The following is a 14,903-nucleotide window of genomic DNA, read 5'->3' as shown; positions in this document are numbered from 1 at the left end:
TCTGTGGTGCACCTGGTCGTTGGAGTCTGTCTATGAGTCGGGCTCAAAGCACCAAGGTAAGAACGACCTTTCTTCACCAGCCGCTGTACTGATTATATCATCAAAAAAGGACATTTTCATCCTCTGCTGGTGCTGCATTTGCGGCATGGGAGTCTATAAGGAATTGAAACTAATCTTCAAAATACTCTCCATGCATTAATACCACTCGTTTTTAGCCTACCTATAAGGAATTGAAACCTTGTTGCACACTGGTATGAAAATAGAGGCATTGATTGTTTTTAGCCTACCTATAAGGAATTGAAACGCAAATACGAAGCTAATACTTGTTAAATCTATCTTTGCGTTTTTAGCCTACCTATAAGGAATTAAAGCCTATAATTAAGATATGAAGGTTATAGTATTTACTTAGACCTGTTTATTATAGGAAATAGGGGAAGAGGAAAAGGCACTGAAGCAATTTCAAAAGATTTATGTGGAGGACAGTTATTTTTGGGATATAGCTGAAATTTTCAATGATATGGAATTATAGAACTTTAAATATGGGTAAAAGGGAAATAGTTTAAAAATGTTTATGAATTTAAAAGACTAAGTGTGTTAGTAAGAAAATATAGGGGTGTGTATAATGGCCTTTAAATGAACAACAAAAAGCATTTAGAAGACAAATAAAAGAGTATGAAAAAGAAAAAAGATCAAAAGGTATAGAAGAACCATTAAGTTATGTCATTGAAAATTCTCGTCCTTGGAAATATGTCAAGATTTTATCTCTTGCAAGTATAATACCAATACTTATATTATTATGGAATACGTATGCACTTTCCACATGGATAAAGCCAGTACTATGGAAGTTAGGCTTTCCACAGGGGAATGTAAGGCCGGTAGGAAATACTTTTTCTATAAATACAAAGTCTAAACAAGCTCTGGTTAGTGAATATATCCAGAATTACGATAAAATACTTAATGAATTGATAGCTCTTCTTAATTTATGTAATTTTGAAACTCCAATTCAATCATTAGAAGAAAATGTTAATGATGCAAATTATGAAATTGTAAAACAATTACAAGAATTTGTAAATGGACAAATTGACCTTGGTGAAAAAATAGTTGATGCTTATATTGCTTTTAAAGAAAATAGGAATAATGCAAATGCACAAAGAATAAATGAGTTAATAAATCAATTTAATGAAAAAAACCGCGAAAAAAATAATATTATTGTAGAGATTCTTAAGAAAGCAAATATGCCTTATACAATTGATGATAATGGCACGATACATTATCAATACATTCCTTAAAATATCTAATTTTAACTTTAATACCATAATCATTTAAATTTGTTTAAAACAGATTGGGCTACTAATGTTATTGCCCATCTGTTTTTTTAATTTAGGAAGTTATGTATAATCAATATTTTAAAGAAGCATTTAAGAAAAAATGATAAAAAATATTTAACAAATTAGTATATGAAATAAAAGAATTACTGCTGAGCTTTGAGGAGACTTAGCAATTGACATAAAAACTATAGCATAACTGGATTTAGTATCTCTAATGGATCAAATAAACAATGATATTGATATGTCTTCTAATTTATAGTTTTTTTAGGAAGCAAAAACGGGCCTTTCTTAAGTATTATGGGGGTATTTTTTTATAGCGGATTACTACATGCCTTATGCAATCTATCTATCCTTTATACATTATTCTATATTTTTTTCGCCAATTATGGGTAGTATGTCTATTTTTGTTTATCGTAATTACTTTTACTATCGTTGAATTTTTCCTTATTTTATTATGGAATTCAACGACATTTTTCTATAAAAAATGCAATTTTTTAGAAGGATTTTGAAAAGTTATATAGAATAATGTTATATGAGAAAATCTTGGTTAGCATGTTTATGAAATTTACTAATTATTTACTACAATATTTTTCTTTTTTTACATTATTGTTTTTAAATTATATTATTAAAAAGCATGTAAAGGAGTTTTTGATATGAGTAAGAAGGAAGTTACTGTTCATTTAGAAACAATAACTCCATTGTGGACAGGTGACGCATGGCAGGAGAATGGAAAGATTAGACCTTCTTCTTTAATGGGGAGTTTAAGGTTTTGGTTTGAGGTTATTTGCTATTTTGGAAGTATTGTGACAGAGGAACATTTTGATAGGAACACAGGTAGATTTGATAGAGTTAAAGGAAAATCTAAAGGTAAAGATGATGAGGAGAAAAAAGAAGAAAAAAATTAAGACAAAAAATATTAGAAAGTGGAACTGTTATAAAAACTATTATCAATTCCTTGACTGAATCTGGCTATTCAATACCTGCTATTGTTTTTGGGACTACTGGATGGAAGGGTTTAATAGAGATAAAAGAGGTAAAATATGATGAAAGGAACTTCAAAGAAAAACCGAAAGGGAGAATTATACCTAACAAGAATTGGTATTGGGGAAGCGCTTCTTATCAAGGCAGTTTAGAGATAAAATTTTTAGTTGAGGAAGAAATACTAAACAGCATATTTTATCCTCTTTTAAATTTTATGGATAAGTACGGTTACTGGGGTGGTAAATGGAATATTGGTTATGGCAAGTTGAGGGTTACAGCAGTAAAACAAAATAATAATGGTGAAAATTGGAAAATAGAAAAGTTTAATTTTAGTTTATTTGAGAATAAGAACGATGAAGAATTTGGCTCAGAGAAATATTTAAGATCAGTTAGTAACTTTGACGATTTAATTCAAGGAAATAATAAAAAAATAAAAATTTTAAATAAGATTTCGGACAATCAAAATTCCAATAATCAAGATTCAAATAAAGATTTAAGAGATGTTATTAAAGAATTAATAAAACAAAAAGCAGAGATAAGGACTACTGTAAGTAATAGTAAGGACAGACACTATAAATTTGGGAAAACAGGAAAGAGCAAAAGTGAAGATTTGCCTCAGGGTTCGAAAATTTTACCTTATATTAAAAAAGAAATTAAAAAAGAAGAGGAAAGTTTTGTTGGAGGATTTTTATCTATTGTTGATTTAATAAATCTATATGGGAGTGATTAAAATGCCCAAGTATGATGCTTTTGCAGAAGCTATTACAAATTTTACTGCTTTTAAAAATGGTAAAACAGAAGTAAGCAATTATCTGGAATTAAAATTTAAAGATTTAACAAAAAAAGATAATGAACTTGATAATTTTAAAAAGAATAAAAGAGAATATTCTATCTGGTCAGAAAAATTTCAAACCGTACAAAAGATGTCTGGTATTTTTATTAAGGAAGATAAAAATACCACTGATAATAATTATCCAGATATCTATGTAAAAAAACTTCCACCATACTCGTTCATAATTCAGGCAAATTTTAAATTAAAACAGCCATATTTCTCAAAAGATGATGATGAATTTTATATAATTCAAAACCCTATTTTAAAAGAAAAAGTTTTTAAAGTACCTATGATAAGAGGAAGCGGTTGGAAAGGTTCTTTAGCGAGCGCATTTAAAGATTTGATTAATGAAGAGGCCAACCTTGAAAAAAGAAAAGAAATCATTGATAGTTACTTACGAATATTTGGTGCAGGCTCAGAAAGTATAAAAGTGTTAGAGGATTATCTGAAAGAAAATAGTAAAGATTTAGTAAAATTTAAAGAGAAGCTTTTAGAATTTATATTGTTTGAACTTGGGATGAAAGTTGACAAAGATTTTATAGGTGAAATTAAAGACAAAAATTCATACGAGGAACTTCAAGCTATTCTTCAGAAGAAAATTTCTGAGAAACTTCAAAAAGATAATAAAAACCTACCAATAGAATTTCAAACACATAAAGGAAGAGCCATATTTTATCCTACATATTTTGACAGACTTTCTTTAGAAGTAATAAATCCCCATGACAGAAGAAAAAGAGCAGGGATTCAACCAATTTATTATGAAGTGGTTCCAGAAGGTACAGAAGGGATTTTGCAGATTATATATATTCCTTTTGATGGGATATTAAAAGAAAATAAAGAATTAAAAAAGGAAGCTGAAAAAGATTTAGAAAATCTTTTATCGGCAATTGAAAAAGTATCACAGAATGGAATAGGAGCAAAAACAAAACTTGGCTGGGGAACTTTTGAATTATGCGAAGTTAAGTATTATTTTACTAACAAAGATTTAAATATAAGTGATGGGCTGAAAGAAAAAGGGTGGTTAAAATGGGAGAGTTGAATTTAGAAAATTTAAAGAAATATAAGGATGAGATTTTAAAAGCTGAAATAGGTGCATTGCTATTTAATTTAGGTAAAACACATATTGGATTTTGGCACGAGAAAAATGGTCAAAATTATTGGAATATAAATTTTGGCATAAATGATGAAGAAAAATTTAAAACTGATTTCAAATCCAATTTTGGCTATTTACCATTTAGTAGTTATAAAGATTATCATGAGATAGCAAATGAAATCAATAAAACTCCTTTTGAATATGAGACTGAAAAAAGTAATTTAAAAGATTTTATATTTAATCAAAAAGTAAGCTTTCCTTTTGAAAAAGAATTTGATTGGATAATCTTTTTTAAAGGGGATGCATTAAAGGAAAATGAAGATGGTGAAGATTTTATTAATAAAATTTTCTTTCGCGGTTGCGAAAATATAAATTCGGGTATAGATAAAGGAAATCCTTCAGATCAGTTAGAAGGTGCTCTTTGGCTTTCCAATGCTTTTGGTTCTTTTAGGGAAAAAGTTGAATTACAAGATTTAGATGAGAGAAGAATTTATTTTTACAATAATCTCAGCTATTTTTTATTGTCTAATGGTTATGATAAAAATCCAAACTGGGCACATATTAGAGAATATGTTGTGAATGAAATTAAAAATTGGTATTCCAAACTGCTAAGTGATAGCAGATTTCCAATTAATGACGTTTCTTTATGGGATCAAGCTTATATGACTGCTACGATGTTTAAAGCTGTATTAGCTAGCTTCACTATCAGTAAAGACAGCCAAACTAAGTTAAATTATTATAAAGATAGTCCTAATAATATTAACTGGCGTATTCTTGGTATACAATACGATAAACTTGGGCTTGCAGAAAAAGGTTATAAACCTCAACAAATACAATGGTATAGGGAAGTTTCAAAGGAAATCGATGATGAAATTAAAAAACTTCTAGAATATGATTATCCTATTGGAAATGAAATATATCGTGATGAAACAGGAATTTATTTCTTGGTAGGTAAAGATTTAGGAGTAGATTTAGTTGAAAGTAGTTTAGCAAAACTAAGTGATGATTTAAAAGAAATAAAAGATAAAATTGTAAGTATTTTCAAAAAGAAATCATTTGATGAATTTTATCCTGCTATTTTTCTTACTAAAGCCTCTCGAGGCTTAATGAACTTATCCTATCTTCTTGAAAAATCTAAGGAAAATTTCTTAAAAACAGATTGGAGTAAAAAAGAAAATGATTTATGTTTGTTAAAAACTAAAAGTGGAAGTGCAATTGGTATATGTCAGGTTTGTGGGCAAAGATTGGTCTTCAAATCAGATAGAAGAAATGATGATAAAAATATTTGTGATGTTTGTTTTGAAAAGAAAACAAGAGGTAGGATTGACAAATGGCTTGAAGATACGAGTAAAGAAACTATTTGGATGGATGAATTGAAAGATAAAAATGATGGAGTTGCATTGGTGATAATGAAGTTTGAGCTTCATGACTGGTTAAATGGAGATATGTTAAATAGTATGATAGTCAGAAATGAAACTTTTAAAAGGAGCATTTTATGGGTAAAAAATTTTATTTTATTATTGTTGTCTAATTTGGATGTAAGTGAGTATTTTGATGTAAAAGAGATTGAAAGAAATATTGCAGAATTAAATGTAATGTTGAAAAGTCCTTTGACGCCTCCCGAAGAAAAAAGTAAATTGGGCAAGAAAAAAGGGACTTTCGAAACATTAAAAAGAAATATAGAAAAAATTAAAGAATTAATAGAAAAGTTACGTCAGAGTAAGTGGTGGGAAGAACCTTTAAACAATAAGATTATTACTTCAGGTTACCAAAATACGATTGAGGAACTTGCTGAGATGATAAAAAATGAGTATGAGAAAATTAAAAGTGAATTTAAGGTAGCATTACTAGAAAATTTTTCTTTTTTCCCAAAATATTTGGCTGCAGAAGCTTATATAGGTTGTAAAAGAAATAATGAATCTTTTGACGATTTCATAAAACAGATATTTTTCGGTTCAATAATGGGTACGCATTGGGAAGAATGGATAAAAAAGAGTAGTTTGAATTCAAAGATTGACTGGAATGAAGAAATTATAAAGTGGAATAATCTTACTGATTCAGACATAGAATTTTTATCTACACTTATCCTTCAATTTCTCCTCAGAAAAAATCCTTCTCCAGCAAGATTAAGAAGGATATGGGATAGTACAAAAGAATTTTTTGAGGATATTAAATTAGATATATGTGATTATGCAGGTATTCAGGAGAGTAGAAGAAAGAGATTTTATTGGGAAAATGTTAAAGTTAAGAACACAAATGAAAATATACCGGATGGAGAATATCAGGATGGAGATGCTCTCTTTTGGGCTGATAAGGGTAAAGTTTATTTAATATCTTATATAAAAGATTTAAAAGCAGGTAAGGAATTTAATCTCAAAGAATCTACAGGCAATGGAAATGTAATAGCATCTGTTGTGTATACAGATAATACCAAATTTGAATACTATCAACCATATATCTCAATTATAGAACCTACGCCAATTAGCTGGCAGTTTATTATACCTGCTGAATATGTGCCGAATTTGATTGACAATGTCATGAAAAAATATTATGAAAACTTTAAATTTGTTTATGGAAAACTACCACTCCATATAGGAATAGTAGTGCAGGATTATAAAAAGCCGCTATATGTCGGCGTAAAAGCTTTAAGAAAAATTAGGAGGGATGTAGAGGATACAGAAAAACTAACAATAGAAGTGAAAGCATCTAAAATTAAGGATATATTGAAATGTCAAAAGATTGAGGAATCATTAAACAATACTCATAATTATTATTCTTTATATTGGGGCAAACATACCAATGGCTATGAATTTTATATAAAGCCAAATGATAAATATAAACATTGGATAGTAAATATTGATAAATTTGATAATGATGAAGAAGCTAATATAATCCCCAATACATTTGATTTTGAGTTTTTAGATACAAATACAAGAAGAAATGATATTTATTATGACGAGAAGAAGGATAATAATGGAGAAAACAAGGGGTGGAAGAGGAAGATAGCACTTAAAAGTTCTCGCCCGTATGATTTAGAGACGTGGGAGAAGTTTAAAAAATTCAAAGAACTATTTGGTAAAGAAAATAGAAATGGAAGTATTCGAAGTACAAAACTTCAAAAATTAATCTCCGTTATATATGAAAAATGGGAAGCCTTAGTAAATGATGAAAATCAAAAAGAGGATGATAAGGAAGGAATAAAAGCATTTCTTGCTTCAAGCTTTGTAAATATTCTTAAACTAAATAATGATAAAGACCTTGCAGATGGAATAAGAGATTTACTTGATATTGATAAGTCAGAAAAAGATGTTAAGATTTATGAGCAACTGAAGAGGAAAATGACATTAGAGAATCTACAGCTTTTATTAGATATGTTTGAATTCTGGCATACAACTTTAAAGGAGGCTTAAAAAATGTATAATAATGATTCTGTTAAAGAGTTAAGAGTTTATGGAATGGCAACAGACCCAATTTATATTGGGACAGGCGGATACACTATAGGAAGAGTTGACAATACAATTGTAAGAGATCCAATAACAAAACTTCCTAAAATTCCTGGTTCAAGTTTAGCAGGAACTTGGAGATATTATGCGATGCTTGAGTTAATATCAAAAATTAAAAATAAACAGCCTGCCATGAATGATATTAAAAGTATTGATAAAAATACTTTGGATGAAAAAATTAAAACGTGGATTGAGAAAAATCCAAGCAAGTGGAATAATAATGACTGGCATTTCTATTATGGTAATGTGACTGCTAAAATTACCTGTGCAGGGCAGGATAATACTCCTCAAGCGGAGATATCAAATGCTCCGTATGCTGCAGATGATAAAGGCAAAACAGGACACTGTGGACATTGTATTATCTGTAAAGGATTTGGATTTTCAAAGAAAGATTTAAGCTGGCAAGGGTTGATTCATTTTAGTGATTTAAATATTTTGTTTTTCCCAGTCTTTACACGTTTTGGAACAAAATGGATAACAACAAAGGAAATATTAAAACATGCTAAATTATATGATGAAAAGATAGAAGGAGAAATAGATGAAAAATTAAATTCAGAAGAACAAAAATTTTGTATTGCTTTAAAAGAATTAGAGGAGGGGAAGGATAAAGGGCACATAAATCTTGGATGGATTTATTTACCTTATAAAGTGGGAAATCTTTCAATCAATCTAAATGAAATAAAGATTGGCGATTTTGAGTTTACTCCTGATAAAATTGTTATTGTCCCTGAAAGCTTATTCTCTCAAATTGTAAATTCCAATCTTGAAGTAAGAACATCTGTCTCAATAGATCCAATAACAGGAGCAGCAAAAGAAGGTGCACTTTTTACTTCTGAGGCAATACCAAGAGGGACGATATTCTATGGAGATTTAAGAATACATGACAAATCGGCTTTTAAAGGATTATTAGATAAAGTCGGAGATTTGCCTGATTATACTATGCTAAAGGAAGCTTTATGCGATTCCAAACACTTCTTTGAGACATTAGGTATTGGTGGTATGACAACAAGAGGGTTTGGAAGAATTGTATTAGAAATAAGAGATGAGGATAAAAATTGTGAAAAAGTTATTCCAAACCAACTAAATACCGGAAAGACTGACCCTAATGGGGGTGAACAAAAATGAATGAAAATAATCTTGAGTATACATTAAATAAATTGGGTTTCGATATAGTAAACAGTTCTCAAAAAGATAAAGAAATTTTAAGGTTCATAGATAAAGCGTTAGGAGTTTTATCTAATGACGGTGTGTATGCTTATTATGTTTTTTGTTTAAGCAAAGATAAAAAAGATGATAAGAAATACAGCGACATATTTATTAAAAAGCCAATAGAAACTTTAAAGCCTTTTTTACAATCTAAATATAGTGCAATTAATAAAGCTGAAGATTTTTTTCAGGAATTGTCTAAAGATATTTACGAATTGTTATTTTACAAAGAATCATTAGAAAAAGCTCTGATCTATGCCCGATACCATGCAAAGGCAATGGGGGAATAAAAATGATATGGTTCAAACTAATTTTTAAACAAAATCAGCCAATACATATAGGCTCTGTTGAGTGGGGAGTAATTAATGAAACTGAAATTTTTATTCCTGGCTGGACAATGTGGGGAGCTTTAACAAATCAATTTTTAAAGACAATCGGGTTTAGAAAAATTGAGAGTGCTAAAAAATTCTTTGAAAAAATTACTAATTTTTATCCTGTTATAGGAAATGAAGAAGAGGTAAATTTTAATCCTTTGTTTCCAGGATATAATAAAGGCGATTTTTACCTTGGAGATTACCTTGAGGGAAAATTTAAATTCGAATTTGTTGATACTCTTGTTTCAACAGCTATAGAACCACTATTAAGAAGCGCAAAAGATGAAAGTTTGCATGAATTTGAATATATACTTCCAAAATCAAAATTAGATTTATATAATAGAAGTAAACAACTTTATTGGGTAGGTTTAATTGGGTTTGAAGAAGAAGTTATTAAAGATATAAACTCTTTAATAACAAATGGAAATAATGACCAAGATATAAAAGAAAATGATAAAAATGATGAAAGTAAAAAGAATGAGGACAAAGATTATAATGATTTTTTGTTAGATGTTTTTTCTAAAGTTTATATTGGTGGAGATATTAAATATGGTTTTGGAAAATTAGAATTATTAAACTTGAGTATTGATGTAACAGAAGAAGAACTTAGTGAATGGAACATTACTGGAAATGGTACAGCAAGTATAAAACCTAATTTTCCATTAAGACAATTTTTCAAATTTTCTAATGAAATAAAATTTGAAGGGGAACTCAAACTTCTTTCAGAATTTGATTTTACACAGAATATACCAAGAGTTCAAGAAGCAGGCTATTTTATAAATGTAGGTAGTAAAGTTTCAGACTTTAATGGAATTGATTTAAATAAATATCATTTGACTAAAGGTAAATTTGAAAAAATAAAATAATAAAAAAACGGACAATATACATAAATTCATGCCTGTTTTTATTTAACAAATGAGTATTTAAAACCGGTATATCATTTAAAATCATCTGATAAAATACTTGAACAGCTTTCTCCATGAGAAAGAGGTGCACTACATCCCAATCTTGCAATTGTTGGTGATGCTGAACAAATAATTTTTGTTAATATAGACAAGAAAAATAAACACAAGTTTAGTTTTAAAGCTGGAGCAATTGAGAATCCTGTTATAAATAAACATGCTTGTGATGTATTAGAAGGTACATTAAAAGCTTTTAATATAAGAAGGTTAAAATACCTTGAAAAAAGTGAGCTACCAAATGAACAGATATATTAAATTAAAGTTGATTAATAATTCCAATGTGATTGGAAATTATTTCTTAGGAAGAGATGATGAGGTTACACGGCTATTAAAATTAAAAGAATGATTTATACATGAGTTTGCTTAAAAACAGCAAACTCTCTTATATTTTTATCCACATGCAGGAATTTGTAAACTTTTATCGAAATAAATATATATGTCCAAAGGGGGAAAGGGTAATATGTCCATTTATAAAGATATACAGGATGCTTTTATTTTGCTACCGTATAAATATTACAAGTTAATTTTATTAGTAGGACCAATTGGGAGTGGAAAAACGCAAATTCTCAAGAAAATTTCTTCTGATTATAACTATGATTACATAAACTTAAATTTGAAGCTGTCAGAAAAATTAATTAATATACCTTTTGAAGAACGTTGCTACTATGTAGATGATTTTATGGAAGAAATTTTGTTTCAAAGTAAAACAGATGTTACAATATTAGATAACATAGAGATTTTATTTTCTAATCATTTAAAGATAGACCCTTTAAAATTGCTTAAAAATATAAGCAGATACAGAAAAATAATTGCTTCATGGGGAGGTATTTATGTAAATGGTATATTGACATATGCTGAAATAGGGCATTCAGAGCATAGAAAATATAAAAAGAATGATTTGGATGTTATTGTTATAAGTATAGAAGGAGGAAGGTAGGATGAGGTATGGTGAGCTTATTCAGTATGAACCGATTGAAACTGTTATAAAACTTAAGGATGCAGACAAGATCGACGAGGCAAAAAGGCTTGTAAAGTCCTATGTAGTATCAGAGGGGATGGCAGATAGTATTATTAACATTTGTATACCCCAATTACAGTTTGATGAAACAATTGACAATAAGGGTATATTTATAGTTGGCAATTATGGTACTGGTAAATCCCATTTAATGTCTGTAATTTCAGCAGTAGCAGAAAATAAGGAAATGTTAGATTATGTTTCTCATGAAGAGTTAAAAAAAGAGATGGGAAAGATTGCAGGAAAATTTAAAGTTTTAAGATTTGACATTGGGGCTGTAAATACACCCTTAAGAAATATAATTACGAAAGAGATAGAAAAGGACCTTGCCAGATACGGGATAGAGTTTTATTTTCCACCAATTGATGAAGTTACAAATAACAAAGATGCTTTTATGGAAATGATGAGTAAATTTGAAGACAAATTTCCGGACAAAGGCTATCTCATAGTGGTTGATGAATTATTAGATTTTCTAAAAGCAAGGAAAGAACAGGAATTGATTCGCGATTTAACTTTTTTAAGAGAAATAGGAGAAATAACAAAGTCTACAAGATTGAGATTTATGACGGGAGTACAGGAGACCCTGTTTGATAATCCGGCATTTAATGCTGTTGCACAAACTGTATTAAAGATGAAGGACAGATTTGAACAGTTAATAATTAAAAGGGAAGATATTTCCTACGTAGTATCTCAAAGATTATTAAAAAAGAATGACAGACAAAAAGCATGGATAAGGAGCCATTTAGAGAAATTCAGCCTGTTGTATAAAAGTATTTCCAGCAGAATCGAAGAATTTGTGGAATTATATCCCATACATCCTATGTTTATAGAAGTATTTGAAAAAATGTTTATTGTAGAGAAAAGAGAAGTTTTAAAAACAATATCACATCTTATGAGAGAACTGTTAGACAAAGATGTACCTGAAGATGAGCCTGGAATTATTTCTTATGATTCTTATTGGAAGTTTTTAAGAGACAATCCTTCATTAAGGGCAGAGCCAGATATAAAGAGAGTAGTTGATAAAAGCGTTGTTGTAGAAGATTTAATTGAACATTCCTTTACAAGACCTCAATATAAAGATGCTGCATTAAGAATTGTACATGCATTAAGTGTTCATAGGTTTACTACAGGAGATATACATACATCTGTTGGTATAACAGTTGAAAATATTAAAGATGATTTGTGTTTATATATAAAAATGCCAGAGATAGAAGAGGACTTTTTAATAACGACTATAGAAACAATAATGAAGGAAATAATGAAAACATTGAGCTGGCAATATATTTCATACAATCCAGACAATCAGCAGTATTATCTTGACATGGTAAGAGAAGGTATAAATTATGATGCAAAAATCCAGGAAAAGGCAGAATTATTATCAGATGATACTTTTAACAGATACTATTTTGATTTGCTTATAAAGGTTCTTGATTGGAATGCTACTTTAAAACAAAAAAATATGAGAATATGGGAATACAGTCTTATTTGGAATGAGAAAAATGTTAAAAGATATGGCTATCTTTTCATGGGATATCCCGATGAAAGGAGTACAGCTCAGCCTCCAAGAGATTTTTATATTTACTTTTTGCCTCCTTTTGTTGAAGCTAATTATAATAAAAAATATATTTTAAATGGAAAAGAAGATGAAGTGTTTTTTGAATTTATTAATGCAGATGAAGAAATAATAGAGAAAATTAAAAAATACGCTGCCGCTATGGAATTAAGTGAATTATCCTCCAGTGACCAGAAAAAAATTTATGAAGATAAAGCTAATGGTTTTCAAAAGGATATTACTAAATGGATAAGAGATAATGTGTCAAAATGTTTTAATGTTTCTTATAAAGGAGAAACACAAAGTATAATCTATTGGCTTAAAGGAAAAACAGCTAATTATGATACTATTAAAAGTTATATTGATGAGGCGGCTTCTTCTTGCTTATCATTGTATTTCAGTGAAAAATACAGTGAATATCCTACATTTTACACAAAAATCACAGAGGCAAATTTAAACGAAGTTTTTAAAAGTGCAATGAATTATTTAGCTGGCAAGAAGACAGAAACAGGCAAGAAAGTATTGCAGTCTTTTGATTTAATTTTAGGGGATGATATTGTACCCGGAAATTCAAAATATGCTAATTATTTTTTAAATGAATTATATAAACTTCCACCAGGGAAAGTTTTAAATAGAGAAGATATTATAGAGAATGTAAACGGTGAGGATATTGATAAAAGATTCAAATTAGAAGTGCAGTGGGTGGTCCTTTTGCTCTGTGCACTTGTGTACAGCGGAGATATAATCTTGAGGATAAAAAATAAAGTTTATGATGCAACTACAATTGATTCTCTTGCTAATATGAATGTCGGGGAGCTTGTAGATTTTGATAGTTTTGAGAGGCCCAGAGATATACCTGTCAGAGAATTAAAAACTCTATTTACTTTGTTAGGCTTGCCATCAGGGTTAGTAAATGCAAGTCTTAGCAAACCAGAAGAAGCTATAAGGCAAATGGTTTCAAGGAGTGAAGAACTGGCTAAAAAAGTTGTAACTGTTAATCAATTTGTTGTTTCAAATAAAACTATATGGAGCAAACCTGTATTTGATGAGTTTGAAATAAAAAATTATAAAGATTTGCTCAATAATTTTAGAGATTTTCTTGACAGTTTAAAAGCCTTTAATACCCCTGGGAAATTAAGAAACTTTAAGTATGCTGAAGAGGAGTTAAAGGAAAAATTCAAGACACTGGAGACAGTAAAGAAGATAGAAAAAATAATTGATTTTAAAAATGAAGTAGAAGAGCTTGTCAAATACTTGTCCTCTGCCGAACAGCAATTACCCGAAGAAATTGAATTAAAGCAGAATATAAATGCAATGAAAAATGAAGTAGAAAGATTTACAAAGGAAATTGATAATAAAGAAAGTGAAGATATAAAAAGGCTGACAAGGGAATTAGAAGAATTGAAAATAGAGTACATTGATTTGTACCTTGAGTATCATAAGAAACACAGGCTTGATTATAATGGAGATGAGCGTAAAAAGAAAATAATGGCAAGTGATCTGTTTAATAATCTTAAGAAGCTTAAAGATGTAGGAATATTTCCTGTTAACAAATTTGATGAGATTGAAAAGGTATTGGCTTCATTAAAAACCTGTTATAATTTTGGAAAAGAAAATATAAAAACAGAAGTGCTATGTCCTAATTGTGGATACAGTATAAAAAGTGGCGAAGTTCCTGTGTTTGGAAAATTGGATGAAATTGAAGACAAAATAGAAAATTTGTATAAGGAATGGACTAAAATTTTATTAGATAATATTGAAGATCCAATGATTCAAGAAAGAATGGAAATTTTGAATAAAGACCAACAAAAAGTTATACGTGACTTTTTGAATAAAAAAGAATTGCCGGAGAAAGTGGATAATCTGTTTGTATCAGCAGTAAAAGACTTAATTGCTGGTCTTGAAAAAGTAGAGATTGAAATAAATGAGTTTATTTCTGCGATAACCTATGATGGACCTGTAACAGTAGATGAGTTTAAAAAGAGATTTTTAGAAAATGTCGATTTTCTTATAAAAGGCAAAGATAAGGACAAAGTAAGAATTATTATAAAATAAAC

The 14,903-nt window shown here is 29.2% G+C and carries 10 protein-coding genes; all 10 read left to right on the top strand.

Annotated elements, in window-relative coordinates; all coding sequences use genetic code 11:
• Positions 1-962: 962 nt before the first annotated feature.
• Positions 963-1,289, top strand: a complete 327-nt coding sequence (locus OEI98_RS08820) for a hypothetical protein (protein WP_039931434.1) — start codon at positions 963-965, stop codon at positions 1,287-1,289.
• A 692-nt stretch (positions 1,290-1,981) separates the two neighbouring features.
• Entirely contained in the window at positions 1,982-2,233 is a 252-nt protein-coding gene (locus tag OEI98_RS08815) for an RAMP superfamily CRISPR-associated protein (RefSeq protein WP_266037244.1), read from the top strand.
• 50 nt (positions 2,234-2,283) lie between these two features.
• A complete protein-coding gene (locus OEI98_RS08810) occupies positions 2,284-3,039 on the top strand; it encodes a hypothetical protein (protein ID WP_266037243.1) in 756 nt (251 codons plus the stop codon).
• A gap of 1 nt (position 3,040) precedes the next feature.
• The gene (locus OEI98_RS08805; RefSeq protein WP_266037241.1) at positions 3,041-4,180 is read left to right on the top strand and encodes an RAMP superfamily CRISPR-associated protein; all 1,140 of its coding nucleotides are present in this window, start codon (positions 3,041-3,043) and stop codon (positions 4,178-4,180) included.
• On the top strand, positions 4,168-7,644 hold the full coding sequence (locus OEI98_RS08800) for a CRISPR-associated protein Csx11 (RefSeq protein WP_266037239.1): 3,477 nt from the start codon (positions 4,168-4,170) through the stop codon (positions 7,642-7,644). The genes OEI98_RS08805 and OEI98_RS08800 overlap by 13 nt, the downstream gene beginning before the upstream one ends.
• Before the next feature lie 3 nt (positions 7,645-7,647).
• Positions 7,648-8,862 (top strand): RAMP superfamily CRISPR-associated protein, encoded by a 1,215-nt coding sequence (locus OEI98_RS08795; RefSeq protein WP_266037237.1) that lies wholly within the window; start codon positions 7,648-7,650, stop codon positions 8,860-8,862.
• Positions 8,859-9,233, top strand: a complete 375-nt coding sequence (locus OEI98_RS08790; RefSeq protein WP_003868384.1) for a hypothetical protein — start codon at positions 8,859-8,861, stop codon at positions 9,231-9,233. Before OEI98_RS08795 ends, OEI98_RS08790 begins: the two co-directional genes overlap by 4 nt.
• A gap of 2 nt (positions 9,234-9,235) precedes the next feature.
• The gene (locus OEI98_RS08785) at positions 9,236-10,183 is read left to right on the top strand and encodes an RAMP superfamily CRISPR-associated protein (RefSeq protein WP_003868385.1); all 948 of its coding nucleotides are present in this window, start codon (positions 9,236-9,238) and stop codon (positions 10,181-10,183) included.
• Between the two features lie 556 nt (positions 10,184-10,739).
• A complete protein-coding gene (gene brxF / locus OEI98_RS08780) occupies positions 10,740-11,216 on the top strand; it encodes a BREX-3 system P-loop-containing protein BrxF (protein ID WP_003868387.1) in 477 nt (158 codons plus the stop codon).
• Position 11,217: 1 nt separating this feature from the next.
• Complete coding sequence (locus tag OEI98_RS08775) at positions 11,218-14,901, top strand: DUF6079 family protein (protein WP_266037231.1); 3,684 nt, start codon at positions 11,218-11,220, stop codon at positions 14,899-14,901.
• The last annotated feature ends 2 nt before the right edge of the window (positions 14,902-14,903 follow it).

It is taken from the genome of Thermoanaerobacter sp. RKWS2, from assembly GCF_026240795.1.
GTDB classification, from domain to species: Bacteria; Bacillota; Thermoanaerobacteria; order Thermoanaerobacterales; family Thermoanaerobacteraceae; genus Thermoanaerobacter; species Thermoanaerobacter ethanolicus.
The sequence above is the reverse complement of the archived record's forward strand: the minus strand, read 5'-3'. Positions and strand labels throughout refer to the sequence as shown.

What these genes read in the sequence shown, in the direction of transcription:
- OEI98_RS08815 (WP_266037244.1), top strand. Translation starts at nt 1,982, where the DNA reads ATGAGTAAGAAGGAAGTTACTGTTCATTTAGAAACAATAACTCCATTG.
- OEI98_RS08805 (WP_266037241.1), top strand. Translation starts at nt 3,041, where the DNA reads ATGCCCAAGTATGATGCTTTTGCAGAAGCTATTACAAATTTTACTGCT.
- OEI98_RS08800 (WP_266037239.1), top strand. Translation starts at nt 4,168, where the DNA reads ATGGGAGAGTTGAATTTAGAAAATTTAAAGAAATATAAGGATGAGATT.
- OEI98_RS08795 (WP_266037237.1), top strand. Translation starts at nt 7,648, where the DNA reads ATGTATAATAATGATTCTGTTAAAGAGTTAAGAGTTTATGGAATGGCA.
- OEI98_RS08790 (WP_003868384.1), top strand. Translation starts at nt 8,859, where the DNA reads ATGAATGAAAATAATCTTGAGTATACATTAAATAAATTGGGTTTCGAT.
- OEI98_RS08785 (WP_003868385.1), top strand. Translation starts at nt 9,236, where the DNA reads ATGATATGGTTCAAACTAATTTTTAAACAAAATCAGCCAATACATATA.
- brxF (WP_003868387.1), top strand. Translation starts at nt 10,740, where the DNA reads ATGTCCATTTATAAAGATATACAGGATGCTTTTATTTTGCTACCGTAT.
- OEI98_RS08775 (WP_266037231.1), top strand. Translation starts at nt 11,218, where the DNA reads ATGAGGTATGGTGAGCTTATTCAGTATGAACCGATTGAAACTGTTATA.